24 protein-coding genes are annotated in these 24,390 nt (G+C 70.8%); 17 read left to right on the plus strand and 7 right to left on the minus strand.

Annotation, left to right across the window (positions count from 1 at the left end):
* Entirely contained in the window at positions 1–822 is an 822-nt protein-coding gene (locus tag QQM67_RS24100) for a VOC family protein (protein ID WP_314176368.1), read from the minus strand.
* Positions 823–1,013: 191 nt separating this feature from the next.
* On the opposite strand from QQM67_RS24100, the gene QQM67_RS24105 reads away from it, so the two are divergent.
* Positions 1,014–1,883 (plus strand): sulfurtransferase, encoded by an 870-nt coding sequence (locus tag QQM67_RS24105; RefSeq protein WP_314176370.1) that lies wholly within the window; start codon positions 1,014–1,016, stop codon positions 1,881–1,883.
* A 60-nt stretch (positions 1,884–1,943) separates the two neighbouring features.
* Here the strand turns inward: QQM67_RS24105 and sepH are convergent, their stop codons facing one another.
* Both sepH and QQM67_RS24115 read right to left on the minus strand, forming a co-directional pair.
* Complete coding sequence (gene sepH / locus QQM67_RS24110) at positions 1,944–3,035, minus strand: septation protein SepH (protein WP_314176371.1); 1,092 nt, start codon at positions 3,033–3,035, stop codon at positions 1,944–1,946.
* A 638-nt stretch (positions 3,036–3,673) separates the two neighbouring features.
* Positions 3,674–5,032 carry a D-arabinono-1,4-lactone oxidase gene (locus QQM67_RS24115; protein ID WP_314176372.1) on the minus strand — a complete coding sequence of 453 codons (1,359 nt, stop codon included), beginning with the start codon at positions 5,030–5,032 and terminating at the stop codon, positions 3,674–3,676.
* Positions 5,033–5,181: 149 nt separating this feature from the next.
* On the opposite strand from QQM67_RS24115, the gene QQM67_RS24120 reads away from it, so the two are divergent.
* Positions 5,182–6,345 (plus strand): ferrochelatase, encoded by a 1,164-nt coding sequence (locus QQM67_RS24120; RefSeq protein WP_314176373.1) that lies wholly within the window; start codon positions 5,182–5,184, stop codon positions 6,343–6,345.
* A 119-nt stretch (positions 6,346–6,464) separates the two neighbouring features.
* Complete coding sequence (locus tag QQM67_RS24125; protein ID WP_314176374.1) at positions 6,465–7,274, plus strand: inositol monophosphatase family protein; 810 nt, start codon at positions 6,465–6,467, stop codon at positions 7,272–7,274.
* 150 nt (positions 7,275–7,424) lie between these two features.
* Here QQM67_RS24125 and QQM67_RS24130 read toward each other — a convergent pair whose 3' ends face one another.
* The gene (locus QQM67_RS24130; RefSeq protein ID WP_314176855.1) at positions 7,425–7,664 is read right to left on the minus strand and encodes a hypothetical protein; all 240 of its coding nucleotides are present in this window, start codon (positions 7,662–7,664) and stop codon (positions 7,425–7,427) included.
* Between the two features lie 270 nt (positions 7,665–7,934).
* On the opposite strand from QQM67_RS24130, the gene QQM67_RS24135 reads away from it, so the two are divergent.
* From QQM67_RS24135 to QQM67_RS24150, 4 genes are all read left to right on the plus strand, one after another.
* Entirely contained in the window at positions 7,935–8,588 is a 654-nt protein-coding gene (locus QQM67_RS24135; RefSeq protein ID WP_314176376.1) for a response regulator transcription factor, read from the plus strand.
* A 5-nt stretch (positions 8,589–8,593) separates the two neighbouring features.
* Positions 8,594–9,877, plus strand: a complete 1,284-nt coding sequence (locus tag QQM67_RS24140; RefSeq protein ID WP_314176377.1) for a sensor histidine kinase — start codon at positions 8,594–8,596, stop codon at positions 9,875–9,877.
* A gap of 445 nt (positions 9,878–10,322) precedes the next feature.
* On the plus strand, positions 10,323–10,622 hold the full coding sequence (locus tag QQM67_RS24145) for a DUF4193 domain-containing protein (protein ID WP_070010553.1): 300 nt from the start codon (positions 10,323–10,325) through the stop codon (positions 10,620–10,622).
* Entirely contained in the window at positions 10,576–11,517 is a 942-nt protein-coding gene (locus tag QQM67_RS24150; RefSeq protein WP_399067578.1) for a hypothetical protein, read from the plus strand. The genes QQM67_RS24145 and QQM67_RS24150 overlap by 47 nt, the downstream gene beginning before the upstream one ends.
* Positions 11,518–11,590: 73 nt before the next feature.
* Here QQM67_RS24150 and QQM67_RS24155 read toward each other — a convergent pair whose 3' ends face one another.
* Positions 11,591–12,064, minus strand: a complete 474-nt coding sequence (locus QQM67_RS24155; RefSeq protein ID WP_314176380.1) for a DUF3093 domain-containing protein — start codon at positions 12,062–12,064, stop codon at positions 11,591–11,593.
* Positions 12,065–12,226: 162 nt separating this feature from the next.
* Here QQM67_RS24155 and QQM67_RS24160 point away from each other — a divergent pair, with 162 nt between their 5' ends.
* The 5 genes from QQM67_RS24160 (at position 12,227) to QQM67_RS24180 (ending at position 15,653) form a co-directional block, all read left to right on the plus strand.
* Entirely contained in the window at positions 12,227–12,790 is a 564-nt protein-coding gene (locus QQM67_RS24160; RefSeq protein ID WP_399067580.1) for a hotdog domain-containing protein, read from the plus strand.
* On the plus strand, positions 12,787–13,308 hold the full coding sequence (dut, locus tag QQM67_RS24165; protein ID WP_314176383.1) for a dUTP diphosphatase: 522 nt from the start codon (positions 12,787–12,789) through the stop codon (positions 13,306–13,308). The genes QQM67_RS24160 and dut overlap by 4 nt, the downstream gene beginning before the upstream one ends.
* A 1-nt stretch (position 13,309) precedes the next feature.
* On the plus strand, positions 13,310–14,116 hold the full coding sequence (locus tag QQM67_RS24170) for a DUF3710 domain-containing protein (RefSeq protein ID WP_314176385.1): 807 nt from the start codon (positions 13,310–13,312) through the stop codon (positions 14,114–14,116).
* 193 nt (positions 14,117–14,309) lie between these two features.
* Positions 14,310–14,720, plus strand: a complete 411-nt coding sequence (locus QQM67_RS24175) for an OB-fold nucleic acid binding domain-containing protein (protein ID WP_314176387.1) — start codon at positions 14,310–14,312, stop codon at positions 14,718–14,720.
* Between the two features lie 3 nt (positions 14,721–14,723).
* Positions 14,724–15,653: a DUF3159 domain-containing protein gene (locus tag QQM67_RS24180; protein ID WP_314176389.1), complete on the plus strand. Its 930-nt coding sequence runs from the start codon at positions 14,724–14,726 to the stop codon at positions 15,651–15,653.
* 124 nt (positions 15,654–15,777) lie between these two features.
* On the opposite strand, the gene QQM67_RS24185 is transcribed toward QQM67_RS24180, so the two are convergent.
* Both QQM67_RS24185 and QQM67_RS24190 read right to left on the minus strand, forming a co-directional pair.
* Positions 15,778–16,440, minus strand: coding sequence for a potassium channel family protein (locus tag QQM67_RS24185; protein ID WP_169135807.1), 663 nt, complete (start codon positions 16,438–16,440; stop codon positions 15,778–15,780).
* Positions 16,441–16,474: 34 nt separating this feature from the next.
* Positions 16,475–17,143 (minus strand): potassium channel family protein, encoded by a 669-nt coding sequence (locus tag QQM67_RS24190; protein WP_314176390.1) that lies wholly within the window; start codon positions 17,141–17,143, stop codon positions 16,475–16,477.
* A 78-nt stretch (positions 17,144–17,221) separates the two neighbouring features.
* Here QQM67_RS24190 and QQM67_RS24195 point away from each other — a divergent pair, with 78 nt between their 5' ends.
* The 5 genes from QQM67_RS24195 to QQM67_RS24215 all read left to right on the plus strand — a co-directional run bounded on the left by QQM67_RS24195 (position 17,222) and on the right by QQM67_RS24215 (position 24,378).
* Positions 17,222–19,354 (plus strand): amino acid permease, encoded by a 2,133-nt coding sequence (locus tag QQM67_RS24195; RefSeq protein ID WP_399067582.1) that lies wholly within the window; start codon positions 17,222–17,224, stop codon positions 19,352–19,354.
* Positions 19,355–19,571: 217 nt separating this feature from the next.
* Positions 19,572–20,576: an iron-containing redox enzyme family protein gene (locus QQM67_RS24200; RefSeq protein WP_314176394.1), complete on the plus strand. Its 1,005-nt coding sequence runs from the start codon at positions 19,572–19,574 to the stop codon at positions 20,574–20,576.
* An 87-nt stretch (positions 20,577–20,663) separates the two neighbouring features.
* Complete coding sequence (locus tag QQM67_RS24205; protein ID WP_314176395.1) at positions 20,664–21,347, plus strand: 2OG-Fe dioxygenase family protein; 684 nt, start codon at positions 20,664–20,666, stop codon at positions 21,345–21,347.
* Complete coding sequence (gene dapF, locus QQM67_RS24210; protein ID WP_314176397.1) at positions 21,344–22,285, plus strand: diaminopimelate epimerase; 942 nt, start codon at positions 21,344–21,346, stop codon at positions 22,283–22,285. The genes QQM67_RS24205 and dapF overlap by 4 nt, the downstream gene beginning before the upstream one ends.
* Complete coding sequence (locus QQM67_RS24215; RefSeq protein ID WP_314176399.1) at positions 22,282–24,378, plus strand: molybdopterin-containing oxidoreductase family protein; 2,097 nt, start codon at positions 22,282–22,284, stop codon at positions 24,376–24,378. Before dapF ends, QQM67_RS24215 begins: the two co-directional genes overlap by 4 nt.
* Positions 24,379–24,390 lie beyond the last annotated feature (12 nt).

Consider the following 24,390-nt stretch of genomic DNA (forward strand, 5'->3'; position numbering starts at 1 on the left):
TCAGGCAGCGCCGTGTGCGATCACACTGAACTGTGCGCCTTCCGGGTCGGCGGCCGTGGCGACTCGTCCGCGCGGGGTGTCGACGGGCAAGTGCACGATGGAGCCGCCGAGTTCGAGGATCTGACGGGCGGTGGCGTCGGTGTCGGCGACGGCGAAGTACGTCTTCCAGTACGGCCCCCGGTCGCGCGGCAGGGCGCGTCCTACTCCGTGGATGCCTGCCACGGGCGTGCCGTCCACCAGCAGCGTCAGATAGTCGTCTCCGTCGTCCGGGTCCTCCCCGTCCCCGTCTCCTTCGGCGCCGGACTCGTAGCCGAAGACCGCGGGGTAGAAGTTGCCCGCCACCGAGGAGTCGCGGGTGATCAGTTCGTACCAGACGGGCGCACCCGGCACCTCCGCGGTGGCCGGGCTGAGGCTGTCGGGCTGGGCCGCCGGCTGCCACACGCCGAAGACCGCACCCGCCGAGTCCGCCGCGATCGCCATCCGCCCGGCGTTGTCGGCGTCCAGCGGGCCCACGGCGACGGTGCCGCCGCGCTCGCGGATTAGTCCGGCGGTCTCGTCCGCGTCCTCGCTCGCCATGTAGGGCAGCCACGCGACGTTGAGTCTCCGTCCGGGGACGATCTCACCGAGCCCGGCGACTTCGTGTCCGTCCGCCAACGCCCGTACGTACGGCCCCGGTTGACTCGGTCCCGAGTAGAACTCCCATCCGAACAGCTTGTGGTAGAACTCCTGGCTCCGCCCCAGCTCCCGCACGAGCAGACTCGCCCAGCACGGTGTGCCGGGCATCTGTTTCGAACGCGGGTGCCGGGCCACTGACTCCGTCATGCGTCTCTCCTTCGTGACCATCGTCGATGTGGTCGCGTCGTGTGTCGTCTGCGATGCACCGCTTCGGATTCCGTCGGTCTTCGACAGCTCTCACCGATGGTCGCACCGCTGTGAGAGACATACTGACCGACACCGCCGGGAATTCCCTTTTCGGATCGGTCTGTTCCGCACAGGTGAGTGAAAATGGCGGGATGACAGTCATCACTTCCGCGTCGTCGCTCGCGGACGAACTCGACCGCGGCGATCGCCGTCCTGTCCTCCTCGACGTCCGCTGGCGGCTCGGGGAACCGAGCGGCCGGCCCGAGTACGAGGCGGGCCACCTGCCCGGAGCCGTCTACGTCGACCTGGACTCCGAACTGGCCGGTCCGCCGGGCGAGTCGGGCCGGCATCCGCTCCCCGATCCGGAGGTCTTCGGCGCGGCGATGCGGCGCGCGGGCGTCTCGGACGGGCGTCCCGTCGTCGCCTACGACGGCGGTACGGGCTGGGCCGCGGCCCGTGCCTGGTGGCTGCTGCGCTGGGCCGGCCACGGTGACGTCCGCGTACTGGACGGCGGTCTCGCCGCGTGGGACGGACCGCTGGAGACGGGCGAAGTACGGCCCGAACCGGGCGACTTCACCCCTCGCCCCGGAGCGCTGCGCGTGCTCGACGCGGAGGGAGCGGCGGCGCTGGCCCGGCGAGGCGTGCTGCTGGACGCGCGGGCGGGCGAGCGCTACCGCGGCGAGGTGGAGCCCATCGACCGGGTCGGCGGGCACATCCCCGGCGCCGTCTCCGCACCGACGTCGGAGAACGTGCGGGCCGGCGAAGAGGGCAGGGGTGAGGAAAGCGGCGAGGAACAGGCGCCGCTGCTCCGCGCGCCGGAGGAACTGCGCACGCGCTTCCGCGAGTTGGGCGCCAGGGACGGCACCGAGGTCGGCGTCTACTGCGGCTCGGGCGTCTCGGCCGCGCACGAAGTCCTCGCGCTGGCGCAGGCAGGCATCGACGCGGCGCTGTATGTGGGGTCGTGGAGCGAGTGGTCCGCCGATCCGGACCGGCCGGTCGCCACGGGGCCCCAACCCGGCTGATCCGGCGGGCAGTCGGTAGCGCACAGCCCGCACCGGACCCCCGGTGCGGGCTGTGCGACCTCAGTCCTTCTTGCGGCGGGTCCCGAAGACGATCTCGTCCCAACTGGGGACGGCAGCGCGGCGGCCCGGCCGGACGCCGTCCGCCTCCGCCTGCCTGTCGGTGTTTCCCTTCAGGCGGTCGCGGTGCGCGCTGACCGAGCGGGGCATCAGCACGTCCGCGTACGCCGAACCGGCGCCCGCGGCCGTCGCCGGAGGCTCGACGGCCTCCTCCTCTTCCTCCGCCTCCCGCTCGTCCTCCGAGGCGGTCTCCGCCTCGGACGAGGAGGTGTGCGCGGCGGAGGCCGGGGCGCTCTGCTGCTCCGGAACGACCATGTCGCCCCGGAAGTTGGGCACCGCCTCCAACAGGCTCGTCAGGGAGTCGGGCTGGTCGCCCTCACCGCTGTCGCCGTCACCCGCGGACCCGCCGCCGGAGAACGCCGTGGGATCCGAATCCTGGCGCTCGCCGCGGTCGTTCTTCTCGCCGCGCTCCCTGGGGAGCCTGGCGATCCGCGGAACGAAGGGCGTGCTCGGCTCCGGAGTGTCGTCGGTCTCGCCGATGAGCGAGCGCGCCTCGTCGTCGACGGCCTGCACGAGCCGCCGCGGCGGGTCGTACGTCCACGTCGCGGAGTGGGGCTGGCCGGCCACCCGGTAGGCGAGCAGTACTTCCCACGTGCCGTCGTCGCGTCTCCAGGAGTCCCAGTGCACCGCGTCCCGGTCGGCGCCGCGCAGCAGCAGCCGCTCGGCGACGGCCTCGCCGAGCTGCGGCCCGGCGTTCTCCCCGGGGCGGCGGACAGGGGTCTTGCGCGCGCGCTCCGCCATGAACGCGCGCTCGGCGAGCACGGGGCCCTCGAAGCGGCGTACGCGGTCGACGGGGATGCCGGCGAGCTGTGCGACCTCCTCAGCGGAGGCACCGGCCCGTATGCGCGCCTGGATGTCGCGCGGCCGCAGGTGGCTCTCGACCTCGATCTCGATCTGGCCGAGGCGTGCACGGTCGTTGCGCACGGCCGCGCGCAGCCGCTCGTCAATCGGAAGCGTGTATTCCGTGCTGTCGGCAGCTTTGAGCACCAGACGTGTGCCGTCGTTGCTGACGGCCACGACACGCAGTTCGGGCATGTGAACCTCCCGGGTGGTGCCTGCCGACATCACGTGCGTCGCTGCTCCCGCTGGACGAGTGTGGCCTGCCCGTGTGCGGCCTGCCACAACCTTGCCGACTGTCTGACGACCGGGACCTTCCCGGAACCGCATGCGGCTCGGTTATCACTTCGCAACGCATAGTGACCGTCCTCGTCACCTGTGCTGCCTGAGCCGGGTCTGAGCCGAGGCCAGGGCTCGTCACACTACTCCATTAGGGCCACGGGGGTGGACCGGCGCGCCGTTCAAATTGCTCGCGGGGAAGGGGGTTTGGAGGCTCGGGCAAGCCTGAAAGGGGGTTCGCGGGTGGCAAGAGTCACAGAACCGCCCGGATGGGAACCATTTGCCTTTGGATATTGCCCACTTGGGCTCGTGCATGAACGGAACCCTTGGCACCGCATGATGACACGTCAGAACGGCAAGTCCCCCGGATCGGCGACGACTTCGGACGCAGCTGCCGTCCCGTCGGCACGCCGGGGTGCGCCGGGGGCGGACAGAGGCAGAGCACCGGCGAACGGGCCCGGCGCGTGCTCCCCCTGAATGCGCCCGGAAACCCGCCGGTCCCTTCCGGGGCTTCCGGGCCTACGAGGCTCCGGGGCCGAACTGCCCCGGGGAGGCGCTCACTCGCCCAGCACGCGCCGCAGATAGTCGTTGCCGAAGACGCGGCCGGGGTCGAGCCTGTCGCGGATCGCGGTGAATTCCGCGAACCGCGGATAGGAGGACGCGAGATATCCGGCGTCCCGGGAGTGCAACTTGCCCCAGTGCGGGCGCCCTTCGTGCGCCGTCATGATCCGCTCGGCCTCGGTGAAGTACGTCTCGTGCGGCGTGCCCCGGTACATGTGCACCGCGATGTACGCCGTCTCGCGGCCGTACGCCGTCGAGAGCGGGATCTCGTCCGCCGGCGCCGTGCGCACCTCGACCGGGAAGCCGACCCGCAGGCGCGAGCGTTCGACGAACTGCTTCAGCTCCCGCAGCGCCGGGACGAGGGCCTCGCGCGGCACCGCGTACTCCATCTCGATGAAGCGCACGCGCCGCGGGCTGGTGAAGACCTTGTACGGGATGTCGGTGTACGTACGCGCGGACAGGGCCCTGCTGGAGATGCGGGCGATGGACGGGACCGCCGCCGGCGCCGCCGCCCCCAGCGAACAGACGCCCTGGAAGACGCCGTTGGAGAGCAGCTCGTCGTCGATCCAGCCGCGCACGCGCGGCAGCGGCCGGGCCGGGCCGTCGCTGCGGTTGTTGCGCTTGGTGTTGCAGTTGTCGGTGTGCGGGAACCAGTAGAACTCGAAGTGCTCGTTCTCGGCGACGAGTTGATCGAAGTCGGCGGTGACCTTCTCGAAGGCCATCGGCTCCTCGCGCGCCGTCAGCAGGAACTCCGGCTCGACCGAGAACGTCAGCTCGCTGATCACGCCGAGCGCCCCGAGCCCGAGCCGCGCCGCCGCGAAGACGTCCGCGTTCTCCCGCTCCGAGCAGCGCAGCACCGAGCCGTCCGCGCACACCAACTCCAGCGCGGTGACCTGGGCCGCGAGGGACGCCGACGTGCGGCCCGTCCCGTGGGTCCCCGTGCTCACGGCGCCGGAGACCGTCTGCTCCATGATGTCGCCCATGTTCGTCAGCGACAGACCGGCGGCGGCCAGGGTCTCGTTGAGGTGCTTGAGCGGGGTCCCGGCGGCCACCGACACCGTACGGGCGTCGCGGTCCAACTCCCGCAGGCCCACGAGGCGTTCGGGCCTTATCAGCATGCCGTCGGTGGCGGCCGCCGCCGTGAAGGAGTGCCCCGTGCCGACCGCCTTGACCCGCAGCCCGTCCTCGGCGGCGCGGCGCACCGCCTCCGCGAGCGACGCGGTGGTGGAGGGGGCGACGGTGCGGGCGGGAGACACGGCGACGTTCCCCGCCCAGTTGCGCCACGTCGTGCGCGACGTCCGGTCCCTACGGGACGGCCGGCTGCTCCGGCCGCTGCTCTTCGGCTGCGCGCTCATCAGGCCGTGCCCCCTCTCGCGGTGACATCGGATCATACTCACGGTCCTGAGGCGGCAGCGCCGGGGGCCGCACGCCTCAGGACAGCGGGAGCGGTGCGTACGCCCGAGGCGAGCCCGTCCGGCATGCGGCGGGATGGCAGGATCGAAACATGCCCGATGTGCTCGATGCCGGCGGCCCAGCCGGCGTTTCCGCCGCCGACGGCGTCCGTCCGTACGACGCTCTGCTGCTGCTGTCGTTCGGGGGCCCGGAAGGCCCCGACGACGTCGTCCCGTTCCTGGAGAACGTCACGAGGGGCCGCGGCATCCCGCGCGAGCGCCTCGCCGAAGTCGGCGAGCACTACTTCCTCTTCGGCGGCGTCAGTCCCATCAACGCGCAGTGCCGCACGCTCCTGGACGCGCTGCGCAAGGACTTCGCCGAGCAGGGCGTGGAACTCCCCGTCTACTGGGGCAACCGCAACTGGGCGCCGTACCTGACCGACACCCTGCGCGAGATGACGCGCGACGGCCGGCGCCGCGTACTGACGTTCGCCACCAGCGCCTACGCCTCGTACTCCGGCTGCCGTCAGTACCGGGAGAACCTCGCCGCGGCGCTGGCCACCCTCGAAGGCGAGGGCATGAAGCCGCCCCGTGTCGACAAACTGCGCCACTTCTTCAACCACCCCGGATTCGTCGAGCCCATGGCCGACGGCGTCCTCGCCGCCCTGGACACGCTGCCCGCGCGGGTACGGGACGGCGCGCACCTCGCCTTCACCACCCACTCCATCCCGACCGCCGCCGCCGGCACCTCCGGGCCGCCCGGCGACCACGGCGACGGCGGCGCGTACGTCGCGCAGCACCTGGACGTCGCCCGGCTCGTCGCCTCGGCCGTGGCGCAGCGGACGGGCGCCCAGCGGCCCTGGCGGCTGGTGTACCAGTCGCGCAGCGGCCCGCCCGAAGTGCCGTGGCTGGAGCCGGACATCTGCGACCACCTGGAATCGCTGCACGCGGAGGGCGCGCCCGCGGCCGTGATGGTGCCGATCGGCTTCGTCTCGGACCACATGGAGGTCCTCTACGACCTCGACACCGAGGCCACGGCCAAGGCCCGGGAGCTCGGGCTGCCCGTCGCGCGCTCCGCGACCGTCGGCGCCGACCCGCGTTTCACGGCCGCCGTGCGGGAACTGGTCCTGGAGCGCGCGGCGACCGAGCGTGGCGCACGGCCCGCGCGGTGCGCCGTCGGCACGCTGGGACCCAGCCACGACGTGTGCCCCGTGGGCTGCTGCCCGGGCAGGACGGCGAAGGCCGCGGCCGCGGGCGCGGACAGTCCGTACGCGTAAGGCACCCCGTGCCCGAGCAGGTACACGGGCAGGAATACGAGCCAGACCGTGCAGCACGTACGCGACGAGCGGGACGTGAGCCCGAGCCCCGAGCAAGAACAGCCCGAGCAAGGAGAAACGTGAGCGTCCAGGCCGACCAGCTCAAGGCGGAACTCCTCGAACTCGCCCTGGAGGCCGCCCACCGCGCCGGCGCCCTCCTCCACGACGGACGCCCCGCCGACCTCGAGGTCTCCGCCACCAAGTCCAGCTCCGTCGACGTCGTCACGGAGATGGACCTCGCCTCCGAGAAGCTGATCACCGGCTATCTCGCCGAGCGCCGGCCCGACGACGGATTCCTCGGCGAGGAGGGCGCCTCCTCCGCGGGCACGAGCGGCGTCCGCTGGATCGTCGACCCCCTCGACGGCACCGTGAACTATCTGTACGGGCTGCCCGGCTGGGCCGTCTCCATCGCCGCGGAATTCGAAGGGGAGACCGTCATCGGCGTCGTCGAGTCGCCTCCGCGGCGGGAGACCTTCCGCGCTGCGCTCGGCCACGGCGCCTTCCGCAACGCCCAGCCCGTGCAGTGCCGTCCGGCGCCGCCGCTCGACCAGGCGCTGATCGCCACGGGCTTCAACTACGTGGCCGAGCGGCGCGCGGCCCAGGCCGAACTCGTCCGGCAGCTGATCCCCCGCGTCCGCGACATCCGCCGCTCCGGCTCGGCAGCCGTCGATCTGTGCGACGTCGCCGCCGGACGGCTCGACGCCTTCTACGAGCGCGGACTGCACGTGTGGGACATCGCCGCCGGCGATCTCATCGCGCGCGAGGCCGGGGCGCGTACGGGCGGACGTCCCGGTCTCCCGCCGGACGGCGACCTCGCGGTCGCGGCCTCACCTGGAGTCTTCGAGATCCTTCAGCCGCTGCTCGACCGCCTCGGTGCCTGGCGCGACTGAGCCTCGTACGTTCTCTCCCGCCTGGACATGAATGAGCCCCGGGGCGGGGGGCTCCCGGGGCTCATATGAATGCGTGTCCGGTTCGGATCGTGTGATCCGGTGGGCCGTCGGCCTCGTACGAGAAGCGCTCTCCGCCGCGGCCAGGGGCGTTCAGACCGTGCTGGCGCCGATCTGCACGCCGTGCTCGGCGGCGATGCGGCGGAGATCTTCCAGCTCCGACTGTTCGACGTCCACGAGGAAGTCGTCGCCCGACTCACGAGCGCGGCTCAGGTCGCTCTCGGTGTTCTGTATACGCTGCAGAAGTCCGGCAGTGAACGCGTCCATGTGCGCCCCCTCGTCATGGGTCGGTGGCACGGGGAGTGTGCCGAGGGTTCGGTCGATCATGATCACGACGTGCTCCCTGGCTGGACGGTCGGCAGCCGGAGCGACCGATCTCTCGGCCGGGTGGCTAGCCGCCTACAGGGCGTGATCGCGGGGTGTGCCCTCCGTCCTCCCCGCCTGCAACCTCAGAGAAACCTCAAGCCCCCAAAAATCTCGCGCGTCCTCCGCGAACCGGCTCTTACCGACGATTTACCGAGGTACGGGGCAGGATTGCAGCATCACAGCAAGCCTCCGCACGCACATGTGCGTGCGGATTTCAGCACCAGGAAGGAAGGCACCGTGCGCGTACTCGTCGTCGAGGACGAGCAGCTGCTCGCCGATGCCGTCGCGACCGGGCTCCGCCGCGAAGCCATGGCCGTCGACGTGGTCTACGACGGTGCGGCCGCCGAGGAGCGTATCGACGTCAACGACTACGACGTCGTCGTCCTCGACCGCGACCTGCCCCTCGTCCACGGCGACGACGTCTGCCGCAACATCGTCGAACTCGGCCTGCCGACGAGGGTGCTGATGCTGACCGCCTCCGGCGACGTCAGCGACCGCGTCGAGGGACTCGAGATCGGCGCCGACGACTATCTGCCCAAGCCCTTCGCCTTCTCCGAACTCGTCGCGCGCGTGAGGGCACTGGGCCGCCGCACCACCTCGCCGCTGCCGCCCGTACTTGAGCGCGCGGGGATCAGGCTCGACCCGAACCGGCGCGAGGTCTTCCGCAACGACGCGGAGATCCAGCTCGCCCCGAAGGAGTTCGCCGTACTGGAGGTGCTGATGCGCGGCGAGGGCACCGTCGTCTCCGCGGAGCAGCTGCTGGAGAAGGCCTGGGACGAGAACACCGACCCCTTCACCAACGTCGTACGGGTCACCGTGATGACGCTGCGCCGGAAGCTCGGCGAGCCCCCGGTGATCCTCACCGTCCCCGGCGCGGGATACAGGATCTGATCGCCATGTCAGCCTCCACGACTCCCTCGGAGCCGGCCGAGTCCCGTCAGCAGCCGCCGGCCGCGCCCGCCGAGGCGCCGCCCAAGCCCACGTGGGACCCGGGCGAGCCCTCGCGTCCGTACCCCTGGCTGCGTCCGACGATCCGGATACGGCTCACGCTGCTGTACGGCGGCATGTTCCTCATCGCCGGAATGGTGCTGCTCACCCTGATCTATCTGCTGGCGGCCGAGGCCCTGCACGAGGGCAGCAAGCTCCCGTTCCGCATCCTCAACGCCAACGCGCAGCTCACGTCCGACAGTTGCCCCGGTCTGACCGGCACGCTGCCGAGCGAGCAGTTCATGCAGCGGCTCGGCGAGTGCACCGACGCCCAGCGCGCCGTGGCCCTCGACAATCTGCTCCAGCGCTCCCTGATGGCGCTGGTCGGCCTCGCGGTGGCGGCCTTCGCCTTCGGTTACGTGATGGCCGGGCGGGTCCTCTCGCCGCTGGGCCGCATCACCCGCACCGCCCGCCAGGTCGCCAGCTCCGACCTGCACAAGCGGATCGAGCTGGAGGGCCCGGACGACGAGCTGAAGGAGCTCTCGGACACCTTCGACGAGATGCTCGACAGGCTCGACCGCGCCTTCACCGCGCAGCAGCGCTTCGTCGCGAACGCCTCCCACGAGCTGCGCACCCCGCTCGCGATCAACCGCACGCTGCTGGAGGTCCAGCTCTCCGATCCGGAGGCCTCGCCGGAGCTCCAGCAGCTGGGCAAGACGCTGCTGGCCACGAACGAGCGCAGCGAGCAGCTGGTGGAGGGCCTGCTGCTGCTGGCGCGCAGCGAGAACGAGATCGTCGACCGCAAGCCCGTCGACCTCGCCGAGGTCGCCGGGCACGCCGTCGAGCAGGTGCGGGCCGAGGCCGAGAGCAAGGGCGTGGAGCTGCGTGGAGTCCGGCAGCCCGTGTACGTACAGGGAAACGGTGTGCTTCTGGAGCGCGTCGCTCTCAACCTCGTGCAGAACGCCGTGCGTTATAACCAGCAGGAGGACGGATGGGTCTCCGTGACGACGGAGGCGCTGCCCGGCCACGCGATGCTGCTCGTCGAGAACACGGGCCCGGCGGTTCCGGCGTACGAGCTCGACAACCTCTTCGAGCCCTTCCGGCGGCTGCGCAGCGACCGTACGGGCAGCGACAAGGGGGTGGGCCTCGGCCTGTCGATCGTGCGCTCCGTGGCGCGGGCCCACGGCGGGACGGTCACGGCACAGCCCCGTGAGGAGGGAGGGCTTGCGCTGCGCGTCGTGCTGCCCGTGTGAGGGCCGCGCCGGCCCCGTGCGGTGGCCGCGACCCGGCCCCGGTGCCCGTGGAGGGAGCCGGGGAGGATAACCCGCCGGGTTCGCTATCTGCGGAATCTTGTCCACGAGCGCGAACCGATCGGGTCTGTGATCGATCACACACACGATTTTCGCGCTCCCCACCCAGGGTGACCTCGGTAAGCGAAGAATTACCGGAAAATCCAGGTTTCCGCTGGTGGAGATAGTGGGCAGTACCCGGGGTGCATGCGCGCAGTGCGAGCAGTGGACCGTTTAAGGTCCTCCTCGACAGCCGACGCGATCACCTCTTCAGGGGTGCGGTTGGGTGTCGATTGAGTAACAGACCTTGATGTGAGGCAAAATCTCCGCCTCAGGTCGGGCACAAGTCCGGCCTCTCACGCGTTACGTGCGCTGGAGACACCAAAGAAACCCAGAGGGGGAGAGCGAAATGGCAACGGACTACGACACCCCACGCAAGACCGATGACGACGTCAACGAAGACAGCATCGAAGAGCTGAAGGCCCGGCGGAACGACAAGTCGGCGTCCAACGTCGACGTCGACGAGTTCGAGCAGGCCGAGGGCCTGGAGCTGCCCGGCGCGGACCTCTCCAACGAGGAACTGTCCGTGCGGGTGCTGCCCCGCCAGGCCGACGAGTTCACATGCATGAGCTGCTTCCTCGTCCACCACCGGTCCCAGCTGGCTGCCGAGAAGAACGGCCAGCCGGTCTGCCGCGACTGCGCGGCCTGAGCGGAGTGGTGCTGCCGTAGTGGCGGACGACACGCGTGACGACGAGCGAGGCGAGCCCGACCAGCGGACCTCGCTCGTGCCGATCCCCGCGAAGTCCCGTCAGCGGGTGCGCCTCCCGTGGCCGCGCAAGGGGGGCAGCGGTGGCGCGGGAGACAGAGACGCCGGTGAAGGAGCCGACGTCGTCGTACAAGGTGCGGCGAGCGGCGGCGACACCGCGAAGCAGCGCAGCGGCGGCAAGGTCCGCGCCTTCCTCGGCTTTGTCGCCGACCGTGTCGTCGAGACAGCGCCCCGTATTCCCGTACGGGATCTGGAGACGCTGCGGAAGCAGTTCCCCGGCCTTGGACCGGAGGAGATCGCGGACAAGCTGGTCGCCGGAGCGGTGCGAGGCTCGGCGACCGTGGGAGCCGGAGTCGGCGCCGCCGCGATGATGCCCGTCCCGCCGGCGATGCCCGCCGAGCTGGCCGCCGAGATCGTCGGCGTCGCCTCCGTCGAGCTGAAGCTCATCGCCGAGCTGCACGAGGTGTACGGACACCGTCCGCCCGGCAACGTCAAACAGCGGGCCGCCGCCTACCTCGGAGCGTGGACCTCCGAGCGCGGCATCGACATCACCAGACCGACGACGCTGAACGCCGCCCTCGGCGGCCAGATGAAGCGTGAACTGAGGCAGCGGCTCCTCAAGCGCACCGTGCGCAACCTCCCGAACCTCGCGCCCTTCATGGTCGGCGCCGCGGTGGGCGCCGTGATGAACAGCCGGGACACCAAGAAGATCGCGGAGAAGATCCGCGAGGATCTGCGCCGCACCGGCAACGGCTGGGAGCCGCTGCCGCACGGGGAAGGCGGCCGGGCCGTCACCGGGCGCGCCGGCAGGGCCGCTCTGCCGCCCTCGTCACGCTGAGCCCGCCCCGCGCTCCCGTCCCGGAGCGCCGCGAGACATCCGCAGGACGCGGCCCCGCAAAGCCCCCGGACCCTTACTCCGGTGCCGGACGCCGTTCCGCCGCGGCCGAGAGAGCGTCGGCCAGCCGCCGCGGCGAGCGCGTGGAGAGATAGAGGTACGGCGTCGGATCGGCCGGGTCCGTCACCTCGATCCGCACCGCGGTACGGATGTAGCTGCGCAGCAGCATGTGCGCACGCGGATCGGCCTTGTGCGTGCGCCAGGCGAAGGCCTCGTCCTCGTCCAGCACATGCACAGTCCCCAGCGCCGACAGCGGCACGCGCGCGTCTCCCGCCACGAGCGAGTCCGCGACGACGCGGATGCGCGCGGAGCCGTACGAGCTGACCCCGACGGCCGCCAGCACGCTTCCCGCCGCCAGCCCGCCCAGCATCGGCAGCACCCCGAGCGGCAGCATCGTCAGCGCACCGCCGACGCCGACGAGAGCGGCGATGAGCCACCACGAGCGGGGAGCCGTGAGGCGTTCGTCGTAGGGCCGTTCCTGAGCAACCATGCGCCAAGCCTGTCACGCGGTGCGGCGGCCCGACTGCGGGGCTCCGTGCTCCGTACAGCGGCTCCGCGGCCCAACCCGGCGGTAGGGTCTGCACACGTGAGTACAGCCCGACCGCGGAACGCGCCGGAGCCTCCGGCCCGTACCGATCCGCCGAAGACATCGCTGACGCCGCCACGCGGCGCCGCCGCCGCGGTACGCCACCCCGACGCACCGGCCCCCGGAGAGCTCCTCGGCTCCCACTACGAGCACTGCTTCGGCTGCGGCGGAGCCCAGGCGCACGGCCTGCACCTGGAGGTCAGAGCGGGCGAAGGCGTCGACGTCACCGCGGAGTTCAAGGTGCGCCCGGTGCACCAGGGCGCTCCGGGCCTCGCGCACGGAGGCGTACTGTCCACGGCGCTGGACGAGACGATGGGCTCTCTCGGCTGGCTCATCCACGTGATCGTGGTGACGGGACGGCTGGAGACCGACTTCGTCCGCCCGGTGCCCGTCGACACGGTGCTGCATCTGAGCGCGGCGGTCACCGCCGTACACGGGCGGAAGGTCTTCACCAGCGCCACGGGCCGGATCGGCGGCCCCGAGGGCCCCCTCGCCGTACGCGCCGAGGCCCTCTTCATCAAGGTCGGCGTCGAGCACTTCACCGACCACGGACGCGACGAGGAGATCCAGGCCGCGATGGCCGATCCCGACCAGGTCCGCCGCGCGCGGGCATTCGAGGTGAACCCGTGAGCACGAGCCCCGTCGACGTCATGCTGCTGCGCGTGGATCCCGGCGTCCCCGTGCCCGCCTACGCGCACCCCGGCGACGCCGGCTGCGACCTCGTGACCACCGAGGCCGCCGAGCTCGCGCCGGGCGAGCGGACCGTTCTGCCCACGGGGATCGCGATCGCGCTGCCCGAGGGCTACGCGGCCTTCGTGCACCCGCGCTCGGGGCTGGCGGCCCGGTGCGGCATCTCCTTGGTCAATGCACCCGGAACCGTCGATGCCGGGTACCGTGGGGAGATCAAGGTGATCGTGGCCAATCTTGATCCGCGCGAGTCCGTGCGGTTCGAGCGTCTCGACCGCATTGCCCAACTCGTCGTCCAGCAAGTGGAGAAGGTGCGTTTCCACGAGGTGGCGGAGTTGCCGGGCTCGGCGCGGGCCGCAGGGGGATTCGGCTCCACAGGCGGTCACAGCCAGGCCGCCGCACATCAGAATGACTACGTTCCGGTCGGGGCCGACCGGCATTCCGACCTGAGAGGACAGTGACGTGTTCGGACGTCGTCGCAAGAAGAGCGAAGAGCCTGAGACGGGCACCTCGGACGACTTCGGCTCGTACGAGCAGGACGGGCTGGACGGGCGGAACGGGGCCCCGGACTCACGCTCGGCCGACGCGGTCACGGACGCCGAAGCGACGCGCGTGAAGCTGCCGCCGGCGCCGCGCCCCGACGGTCCCTGGGACGTGACAGAGGTCACCGACCCGAGCAGCGGCCGCGTCAACCTCGGCGGCATGTACGTACCGGGTGTCGAAGGCATGGAACTGCGGGTCGAGGTCGCGGGGGAGTCCATCGTCGCGGCCACGCTCGTCGTGCAGGACAGCGCCCTCCAGCTGCAGGCGTTCGCCGCGCCCAAGCGCGAGGGCCTCTGGGAAGAGGTCCGCGAGGAGATCGCGACCGGCATCACCAAGCAGGGCGGCGTGATCGACGAGGTCGAGGGCCCGCTCGGCTGGGAGCTGCGGGCGCAGGTCCCCGTGCAGCTGCCCGACGGCACCAACGGGGTCCAGGTCGTGCGCTTCATCGGCGTCGACGGGCCGCGCTGGTTCCTGCGGGGCGTGATCTCCGGCCAGGGCGCGGTGCAGCCGCAGTCCGGCGGGCTGCTGGAGCAGGTCTTCCGGGACACGGTGATCGTGCGCGGCGAGGCGCCGATGGCGCCCCGAGACCCGATCGTCCTGAAGCTGCCGGAGGACGCGCAGATGGTGCCGGACGGAGTCCAGCAGGAGACCGTCGAGGAGGGCTCGCGCTTCGCGGGCGGCCTCGACAAGCTCCAGCGGGGCCCGGAGATCACCGAGGTGCGCTGAGAGGCGGAAGAGCGGAAGGCAGGGGCCGTGGAGTCCCGGGAGCCGCCGTGTACGCGTGTGAGAGCGCGTGCCGGCGGCTCGTCGCCGTCCTGGGGCCGCGAACCGTGAGCGCGCACAGGGAGCCCCGGAAGGGGCCCGTACCGTATCTCCGTCGCCCTGCAAACCGGCCGGGACGCACCGGTACCCTGGCTGCATGAGTGGCGCCACCCGAGCAGAGAACGAACAGCGCGGCGCAGGCGGGCGCTTCAAGCGTTTTCTGGAGCGGCTGTCCTCCTCCGAGGAGGATCTGCACTCGCAGGAGCTGCGGCAGGAGGCCGACAGCAAGGGCTGCACCCGCATCGCGGCGTGCGGTGACCGTCAGATCGTGCGCGTGACAGGTACGCTGCGCACCGTCACCCTGCGCCCCCGGGCCGGGGTGCCGACGCTGGAGGCGGAGCTGTTCGACGGGTCCGCCGCCCTGGACGTGGTCTGGCTGGGCCGCCGCGCCATCGCGGGCATCGAGCCGGGCCGCGGTCTGATCGCGTGGGGGCGGATCTCGATGAACCACGGCCGCCCGGTGATGTTCAACCCGAAGTACGAGTTGCGACCCCTCGGACAGGAGTAGTGGGTGACCCCCCTCGACAAGCCGACCGCGGACGGAACCGGAGAACGGGCCGGTACAGGCTCCGGAACCGCATCCGAATCCGGAACCGGGGCCGACGGTGAGGCGGCCGCCCCCCGCGCCGTCACCGAAGCCGCCCTCTTCGAAGCCTTCGGCGGATTCCGCGGGCTGGTGGAGACGACGCTTCCCGGCCTGGTCTTCATCACGATCTACACCGTCAACAAGGACATCCACTCCGCGGCCCTGACGGCGCTGGCGATCTCCGCGGTCCTGGGGATCTCGCGGCTGGTCCGCCGCGACACCGTCAAGCACGCCTTCAGCGGCGTCTTCGGTGTGGCCTTCGGCGTGCTCTTCGCGATGATGACCGGCAATGCCAAGGACTTCTATCTGCCGGGCATGTTCTACACGCTCGGGCTCGCCGTCGCGTACATCGTCACGGCCGCCGCCGGCGTGCCCCTGCTGGGACTCGTGCTCGGGCCGGTGTTCAAGGAGAACCTCTCCTGGCGGAAGCGGAACCCGGGCCGCAAGAAGGCGTACACCAAGGCCAGTTACGCGTGGGGGCTCATCCTGCTCGGCAAGTCCGCCGTGCTCTTCCCGCTGTATCTGTGGGGGGACACCACCCGGTTCGGCTGGGTCACGGTGGCGCTGAAGATCCCGCCGTTCCTCCTGGCCGTCTATCTGACGTGGATCTTCCTGGCGAAGGCGCCCGCGCCCATCAACGTCATCGCGGAGATGGAGGCGGAGGAAGAAGCCGAGAAGGAGCGCGAGGAGCGGGAGAAGCAGGAGCGGGAACAGCGCAAGACGCTCGACGCGATCGGCGACGGCTTGGCCGACGACGCCGCACGCGCGCTGCTCTCCGACCCGGAAGCCCAGCGGCCCTCGGACGAGTCGGGTCAGGGCTCCCGTTCCGGCCCCGGCGGGCGCCACCGGCGCTGACCGGCCGGCCGCACTCCCGCCGGCTCCGCCGGAGGGCCGTCGGCCCCGGTGACAGCACCACGCACGTGAGGGCGTGCGCCGGGCACGGCTCCCGTCCGCGTACTGCTCGCGTGCTGCTCGGCACCTACCCGCGAACCGACAGCAGGTCCTCCAGCTGGGCCTCGCGCGCGGGCGCGGCCACGAACAGCAGCTCGTCGCCGACCTCCAGGGCGTCGTCCCTGTCCGGCACCAGGACGCGGTTGCCGCGGATGATCGTGACCAGGGCCGTGTCCTCCGGCCACGTCACATCGCCCACGCGCGTCCCGGCCAGGGCCGCCTCCGGCGGCAGCGTCAGCTCGACGAGGTTCGCGTCGCCCTGCGAGAAGCGCAGCAGCCGCACCAGGTCGCCGACGCTCACGGCCTCCTCGACGAGGGCGGACATCAGCCGCGGCGTCGAGACGGCGACGTCGACGCCCCACGACTCGTTGAACAGCCATTCGTTCTTCGGGTTGTTGACGCGCGAGACGACCCTCGGAACGCCGTACTCCGTCTTGGCGAGCAGCGACACCACGAGGTTGACCTTGTCGTCGCCGGTGGCCGCGATCACCACGTTGCAGCGCTCCAGCGCCGCCTCGTCGAGCGAGGTGATCTCGCAGGCGTCGGCCAGCAGCCACTCGGCCTGCGGGACGCGCTCCACCGAGATCGCCGTGGGTGCCTTGTCGATGAGCAGCACTTCGTGCCCGTTCTCCAGGAGCTCGCCCGCGATGGAGCGGCCCACGGCCCCCGCGCCAGCAATAGCTACCCTCATCGGCCGAGTCCCCTGTTCGCTGTGCGTACGCCGGTCACGAGCGGCCCTCCTCGGGGCCCGCGGTGAAGACGGACTCCACCTGATCCATCTGATCGCAGCGCATCATCACATGGACGAGATCGCCTTCTTGCAGGACGGTCTCCGAGGTCGGAAGCATCGCCTCGCCGACCCTCGTGAGGAAGGCGACTCTGACCCCCGCCTCCTCCTGGAGCTTGCTGACGCGGTGGCCCACCCAGGCCGAGGACGTGTGCACCTCCGCCAGCTGCACGCCGCCGCTGGGATCACGCCACAGCGGCTCCGCCCCCGAGGGCAGCAGCCGGCGCAGCATCTGGTCGGCGGTCCAGCGCACGGTGGCCACGGTGGGGATGCCGAGGCGCTGGTAGACCTCGGCGCGCTTGGGGTCGTAGATGCGGGCCGCGACGTGCTCGATGCCGAACATCTCCCGGGCGACGCGGGCGGCGATGATGTTGGAGTTGTCTCCGCTGCTGACCGCGGCGAACGCTCCGGCCTCCTCGATCCCCGCCTCCCGCAGGGTGTCCTGGTCGAAGCCGACTCCCGAGACCCGCCGCCCGCCGAAGCCGGAGCCCAGACGCCGGAACGCCGTCGGGTCCTGGTCCACGACCGCGACGGTGTGGCTCTGCCGCTCCAAAGCCTGTGCGAGCTCAGCGCCAACCCGGCCGCAGCCCATGATCACAACATGCACGCCCGTCCCTCTCGTCACTTACAGCGGGCCGTCTCAGGATCGCACGGCTGACCGCATACGATCCTCCCCGTGCCTAGGATGACCCATCTACCGAAGCGACTTCTGCTCGGGCGTGCCCTGCGCAGCGACAGGCTGGCGGAAACTCTGCTGCCCAAGCGCATCGCTCTGCCCGTCTTCGCGTCCGACCCGCTGTCGTCGGTCGCGTACGCGCCGGGTGAGGTTCTCCTCGTCCTGTCCATCGCAGGCGCCTCCGCCTACCACTTCAGCCCGTGGATCGCCCTGGCCGTCGTGGTGCTGATGTTCACGGTGGTCGCCTCCTACCGGCAGAACGTCCGTGCCTACCCGTCGGGCGGCGGCGACTACGAGGTCGCCACCACGAATCTGGGCAGGCGTGCGGGGCTGACGGTCGCGAGCGCGCTGCTCGTCGACTACGTACTGACCGTCGCCGTGTCCATCTCCTCCGGGGTGGAGAACCTCGGCTCCGCCGTGCCGTTCATCGTCGAGCACAAGACGCTCGCGGCCGTGGTGACGATCGTGCTGCTGACGCTGATGAATCTGCGCGGCGTACGGGAGTCGGGCAAGCTCTTCGCGATTCCCACGTACTGCTTCGTGGCGGGCGTCTTCGGGATGATCCTCTGGGGCGTCATACGCGGGGCCGTGCTGGGGCAGGACATGCGGGCGCCCACCGCCGACTTCCAGATCCACGCCGAACACAGCGGCGGGCTCGCGGGGTTCGCACTCGCCTTCCTGCTGCTGCGTGCCTTCTCCTCCGGCTGTGCGGCGCTCACCGGGGTAGAGGCCATCAGCAACGGCGTACCGGCCTTCCGCAAGCCCAAGTCCCGCAACGCGGCCACCACTCTGGCCATGATGGGCCTGATCGCCGTCGTCATGTTCTGCGGGGTGATCGTCCTGGCCCTCGCGACCGACGTGAAGATGGCGGAGAACCCGGCGCGCGACCTGATCATCAACGGCAAGCCCGCGGGCCCCGACTACGCGCAGAATCCGGTCATCTCCCAGGTGGCCGCCGCCGTGTTCGGAGACGGCACGCTGCCGTTCGTCTTCCTCGCCGCCGCCACGGCCCTCGTGCTCTTCCTCGCCGCCAACACCGCGTACAACGGCTTCCCGCTGCTCGGCTCCATCCTCGCCCAGGACCGTTATCTGCCGCGGCAGTTGCACACCCGGGGTGACCGCCTCGCCTTCTCCAACGGCATCGTGCTGCTGGCGGGCGCCGCCGCCATACTCGTCGTGATCTACGACGCCGACTCGACCCGGCTGATCCAGCTCTACATCGTCGGCGTCTTCGTCTCGTTCACGCTCAGCCAGGTCGGCATGGTCCGGCACTGGAACCGGCTGCTCGGCGACGAGACCGACCAGACGGTGCGCCGGCGCATGTACCGCTCCCGTGCCATCAACACCTTCGGCGCGTTCTGCACCGGGCTCGTGCTGGTGGTCGTCCTGGTGACCAAGTTCGGCCACGGAGCGTGGGTTTCGCTGCTCGGCATGCTGTTCTTCTACGGGGTGATGACGGCCATCCGCCGCCACTACGACCTCGTCGCCGAGGAGTTGGCCGCCGACGACCCGGACGAGAAGCGCGTGCGCCCCTCGCGGGTGCACTCGATCGTGCTCGTCTCCAAGACGCATAAGCCGACGCTGCGCGCGCTCGCGTACGCGCGGCTGAACCGTTCCGACACGCTGGAGGCGCTGACCATCAGCGTGGACGCGGAGGAGACCGCGCAGCTGCGCAGGGAGTGGGAGGAGACCGGCATCGACGTGCCGCTGAAGATCCTCGACTCTCCGTACCGCGAGATCACGCGGCCCGTCATCGACTACGTCAAGCGGCTGCGCAGGGAGAATCCGCGGGACGTCGTCAGCGTCTACATCCCCGAGTACGTCGTCGGCCGCTGGTACGAGCAACTGCTGCACAACCAGAGCGCGTTGCGCCTGAAGGGGCGGCTGCTCTACACCCCCGGCGTCATGGTGACCTCCGTGCCCTGGCAGCTGGAGTCCTCCGAGCTCGCGCGGAAGCGGGCCAGGAAGCGCGCCGAGTGGAGCGCTCCGGGGTCCGTGCGGCGCGGCCCGGCGGCGCGTCCGGGCGCCGGGCGCGGCAACGGTCCCGGGGGCCCCGGCGGCGCGGGTGGCTCCGGCGGCAAGGGCGGCGGCGGAGGCTCCGCCGGCTCGTCCGGCCAGACGAAGTCCGGGCGCGACAAGTAGCGCGAGAGCACGCCCCGATTCTCATCGCCCCTTTCCTGGCAGGGAACTGACGTGGCAGCACCCTGTCAGCTCCCGGCGCTGACAGAGGCCCTCGGCATGGCCAATGCTTTTCACACGGCACTGCGTCCATGAGCCGAAGGTCTTTGTCAAGAGGGATGGTGGCATGTCGGAATTCCAGCAGAATGCTTTTCCCCTGCTTCGGAACTTCACGACGGCGTTGAATTCCACGTCGTCCGAAATATGGCAAGAGCTGACCGAGGACTACAGCGTACGGGCCGAACTGGCCGGAGAATGCAAGACGCTGGCCGCGCTGGCGTTCCGTGAGGGCGGCGGGGACGCGGCGGCACACGAACTGCTCCACGACGTGCTCACGGACGTCTACGCCTACGAGTTCAGCCAGGCCGCGGCGAGCAGCCCCGACCAGGACACGCAGCCCGTCATCAAGGACGTCACCAGCATCCTCGAGAACGCCCTGCTGGAGGCGGAGTTCCGGCGGATTCCGGAGGAGCGGCTCAAGGACTACCCCACTGGCGGCAAGGAGTACGTCCGCTGGCTGAAGGCCCTCATCCAGGACCACCCCGCGAGTTCGCACCCCATGTACGCGACGTATCTGGGCACTTCGGCGTCCGCAGAGGACATGCGTTTCCTGCTGGCTCAGGAGACGTGCCTCGACCCGAGGTTCGACGACATCCTGGCGGTCATGCAGATCGGCGCCAAGGGGCCCGAGAAGATGGAGATCGCGGGAAACTACTGGGACGAGATGGGCAACGGCGAATTCGACGAGGTGCATACGACGCTCTTCTCTCAGTGCCTCGAATCCGTCGGCGCCGACCAGGAGTACATCGACGGCAATCTGCTTCTCGAAGCGAAGGAATGCGGCAACATCTCCGCCGCGATCGCCCTGACTCGCCGTCACTATCTGCGTGCCATCGGATACTTCGGCGTGACGGAGTTCCTGGCGCCGCGCAGGTTCCGCGAACTGGTCACCGCTTGGGACCGCCTCGGGCTTCCCGCGGAGGGCAAGACGTACCACGACGTGCACATCGGCGTCGACGCGCGCCATGCGGCCGGCTGGTACAAGAACGTCATCGGGCCGGTCGTCGAGCGCGACCCGGCCGCCGGCCGCGAGATCGCGCTGGGCACCCTCGTGCGGCTGAACACCTCCGAGCGGTATCTCGACCGCGTTCTGGAGCACTGCCAGAAGCAGCCCGCGACGGCCTGACCTCCCCCGGGGCGCGCGGCCGGCGGGCCGCAACTGCGCCCTGTGCCAGGGCACTTCACGTTGCGTTCCCTCAGAAAGGCATCCGACATGGCTCTCAACGAACAGGGTTTCCGGGTCTTCGACCTTCCGGACAGGAGCGACGCCGTACTGGAGAGCTTCGACGACCTCGCCCTCGACGAGTACATCGGCAGGGGCAACCGCTGGCGGCGCTTCTCGCAGTACAAGCTCGTTCACAAGGACGGCGCCTGGGACTTCGAGCGGCTTCCGCACCGTCCGTACGTCACGTACTCCAAGTTCAACCCCGTCGCGGGCGGCATCCGGCGCCACTACCAGCCGATCGAGGTCGACTTCACCGAGCACATCCGCGAGGCCTGTGCCCAGATCCCGCTGCCCGAGGACGACATCTGGCAGATCAACGTCCACCAGTACCGCGTGGTGGCGAACAAGGAGCTCCAGGGCGTCGTCGTGCCCGAGGGAGTCCACCAGGACGGCCACGAGTTCGTGGTGATCTCCGTCTACAGGCGGGCCGGCATCACCGGCGCCGAACTGACCCTGCGCTCGGGGGAGGACAAGGAGACGCCGATCTACACGACGACGCTCCAGGAAGGTCAGGCCGTGGCCTTCGACGACCAGGCCCTGTGGCACTACGTGACGGACATCGTGCCCGTCGGGGAGGAGGGTCACCGGGACATCACCGTGGTCTCCTTCTCCCGCTGGAGCGAGCGCTGGTACGGCGAAGACTTCGAGAATGAAGCCGTCAGCCAGGGATGAGCGGCGTCGTCAAGTACCACGCGCTGGGCAACGACTACCTCGTCGCCGACCCCCGGCACTCCGGGCTCGCCCCCGGGCCCGGCAGCGCCCGGCTCCTGTGCGACCGGCACCGCGGCGTCGGTGCGGACGGAGTGCTGTACGGGCCGCTCCCCGCGGGCCCCGCCGGCGGGGATGAGGACGGCGGGTTCCACGTGCGCGTGTTCAACCCGGACGGGACGGAGTGCGCGCGCAGCGGCAACGGCCTGCGGATCTTCGCCCGTTACCTGGGCGAGCACGGCTACACCGACCGCGACGAGATCACGCTGCGGACCCCGGGCGGGTCCGCGAGGGTGCGCCGCTCCGGGGACGCCGGGGGAGACAGCACCATCGATCTGGGCGGGTGGACGCACCGCGATCCGCGGTGGCCCGGCGACCCGGAGCTGATCGACGCGCCGCACCGGGTCGCCGGAACGGCCGTGAGGGTCACGGCCGTTCACAACGGGGTGCCGCACGCCGTGGTGCACGTCGACGAGGCGAGCCCCCAACTGGCCGCCGGGCTTGGCCCGTTGCTGGCCTCCGGGCACCCCGGCTTTCCGGACGGGACCAACGTCGAGTTCGTCACGGCGGTGGACCGGGGCACTCTCCGGGCGGAGTTCTGGGAGCGGGCCGGCGGGTACACCCTGACGTCCGGCAGCGGCGCGTGCGCCGCCGCGTGCGCGGCGCACCGGCTCGGGCTCACGGGTCCCGAGGTGACGGTGATCATGCCGGGAGGGTCCGTGAGTGTCCGCATCGAGGACGGTGAGCGCGTGCTGCTGACGGGGCCGTGCTCCAAGGTCGGATCGACCGAACTGGCCGAGGACTTCCTCGCGTTGCTGCACGCGGCGGACGCGGCGGCGGACCCGGTGGCCGCTGATCCGGTGGCGCGGGACTCGGCGACGGAGGACGTGATGACCGGATGACCGGAACCGTGCCGGGCAGGTCCTCCCGTCCGGGGCGCGGCCTGAAGGTCCTGCACGGAGCATGCCCGCTGGACTGCCCCGACGGCTGCGCCTGGCAGGTCGAGGTCGAGGACGGGGTCGCCGTCGGGCTGCGCGGCGCCCCCGATCACCCGTACACGCGCGGCACGTTGTGCGTGAAGGTCAACCAGTACCTGGAGCACACGCGCTCACCCGACCGGCTGCTCCACCCGCTGCGCCGGGTCGGCCGGAAGGGCGAGGGCCGCTTCGAGCGGATCGGCTGGGACGAGGCGCTCGACGAGATCGCGGGGCGTATCACGGACGTGGCCGAGCGGTACGGCGGCGAAGCCGTCTGGCCGTACCAGGGCACCGGAAACCTCGGATATCTCCAGGGACTTCAGGGCAGAGCCGGCAGCCGGCTCTGGAACATCCTGGGCGCCTCCCGTCACGAGATGACCATCTGCTCCGTCGCCGGGCTGGTCGGCACCGCCTACACGCTGGGCACCACCCGGGGCATGGACCCGGAGGATCTGCGCCACTCGCGGCTGATCCTGCTGTGGGGCACCAACACCCTCACCACAAGCCACCACTTGTGGAAGGTCGTGGCGGAGGCGCAGAGCGCGGGGGCCCATGTCGTGGCCGTCGACCCGGTGCTGACACGCACCGCGCGGCTCGCGGACGAGCACGTGCCGCTCAACCCGGGTACGGACGCCGCGCTCGCCCTGGGCCTGCTGAACGTGGTGGTCGCGATGGGCGCGGAGGACCGCGAGTATCTGGCGCGGCACACCACGGGCTGGCCCGAATTCCGTGCCCGCATCGAGGAGTTCACGCCCGAGCGGGTCGCCGGGATCTGCGGGCTGCCGGTGGAGTCCGTCGTACGGCTGGGGGAGCGGCTCGCCGTCACCCGGCCGACGGGGATGAAGGCGGCGCAGGGAATCCAGCGGCACGCCGGGGCCGGCATGGCGCTGCGTACGCTGGCCGCCCTTTCCGGGGTGACGGGGGACTGGAAGTACCCGGGAGGCGGCGTCGCCTACTCCACGGACGGCTACTTCGGAGGCGACCGGGAGGCCCTGTACAGGGACGACCTCCTGGCGAAGCCCGTGCGCGGGCTGTCGATGACCCGCATCGGCGAGGCCCTGACGACCGCCGGCGACCCGCCGGTCAAGGTCCTGTTCGTGTACGGCGCGAATCCGGCCGCGGCGGTCGGCGCCCAGCACAGGGTGCGCGAAGGGCTGCTGCGCGAGGACCTGTTCACCGTGGTCATGGAGCACTTCCAGACCGACACCGCCGACTACGCGGACATCGTCCTTCCCGCCACGATGCAGACCGAGCACGCCGATCTGCACGACGGGTACGGCCACATGTACATCGCCTGGAACGAACCGGCGGTCGAGCCGCCGGGGGAGTGCCTGCCGACGACGGAGACCTTCCGCAGGCTTGCCCGCCGGCTCGGCCTCGGCGATCCCTGTCTCTACGCCTCGGACGAGGAGCTGGCGAGGGAGCTGCTGTCCGGCGGCCATCCGTCCCTCGACGGTATCGATCTGGAACGGCTGCGGCGGGAGGGCTGGGTACGGCTCAACTACCCTCGCCCGTTCGTGCCGTTCGCGGACGGCTTCCCGACGCCTTCGGGGAGGCTGGAGTTCGTCTCCGCCGCGGCGGAGGCCGACGGGCACGATCCGCTCGCGGGCTACACGCCCCCGAAGGAGGCCGCCGACCGCGAGCTGGCGCGGCGGCTGCCGCTGGTGCTGATCTCCTCCGCCTCGCACTTCTTCCTCAACACGACTTTCGGGAACCGGCCGTCCCTCGTCCGCAGGGCGGGCGGTCCCGTCGTCGAGATGCATCCCGACGACGCGGCGGCCCGCGGTCTGAGCGAGGGGCGGCGGGTGGAGATATTCAACGACCGGGGCGCTTTCCGGGCGGAGTTGCGTGTAGTGGACTCCGTACGCCCCGGTGTCGCGCGTACGACGAAAGGGCACTGGTCGAAACTCACCGGCGGCGAGCCGGGAGTGAACGCGACGGTGGACGAGCGCGACTCGGACATGGGGGGCGGTGCGGTGTACCACGACAATCGCGTGGAGATCCGCGCCGCGGAATGAGGTGCTCTGCGC

Source organism: Streptomyces winkii (assembly GCF_032248595.1).
Lineage (GTDB): Bacteria > Actinomycetota > Actinomycetes > Streptomycetales > Streptomycetaceae > Streptomyces > Streptomyces winkii.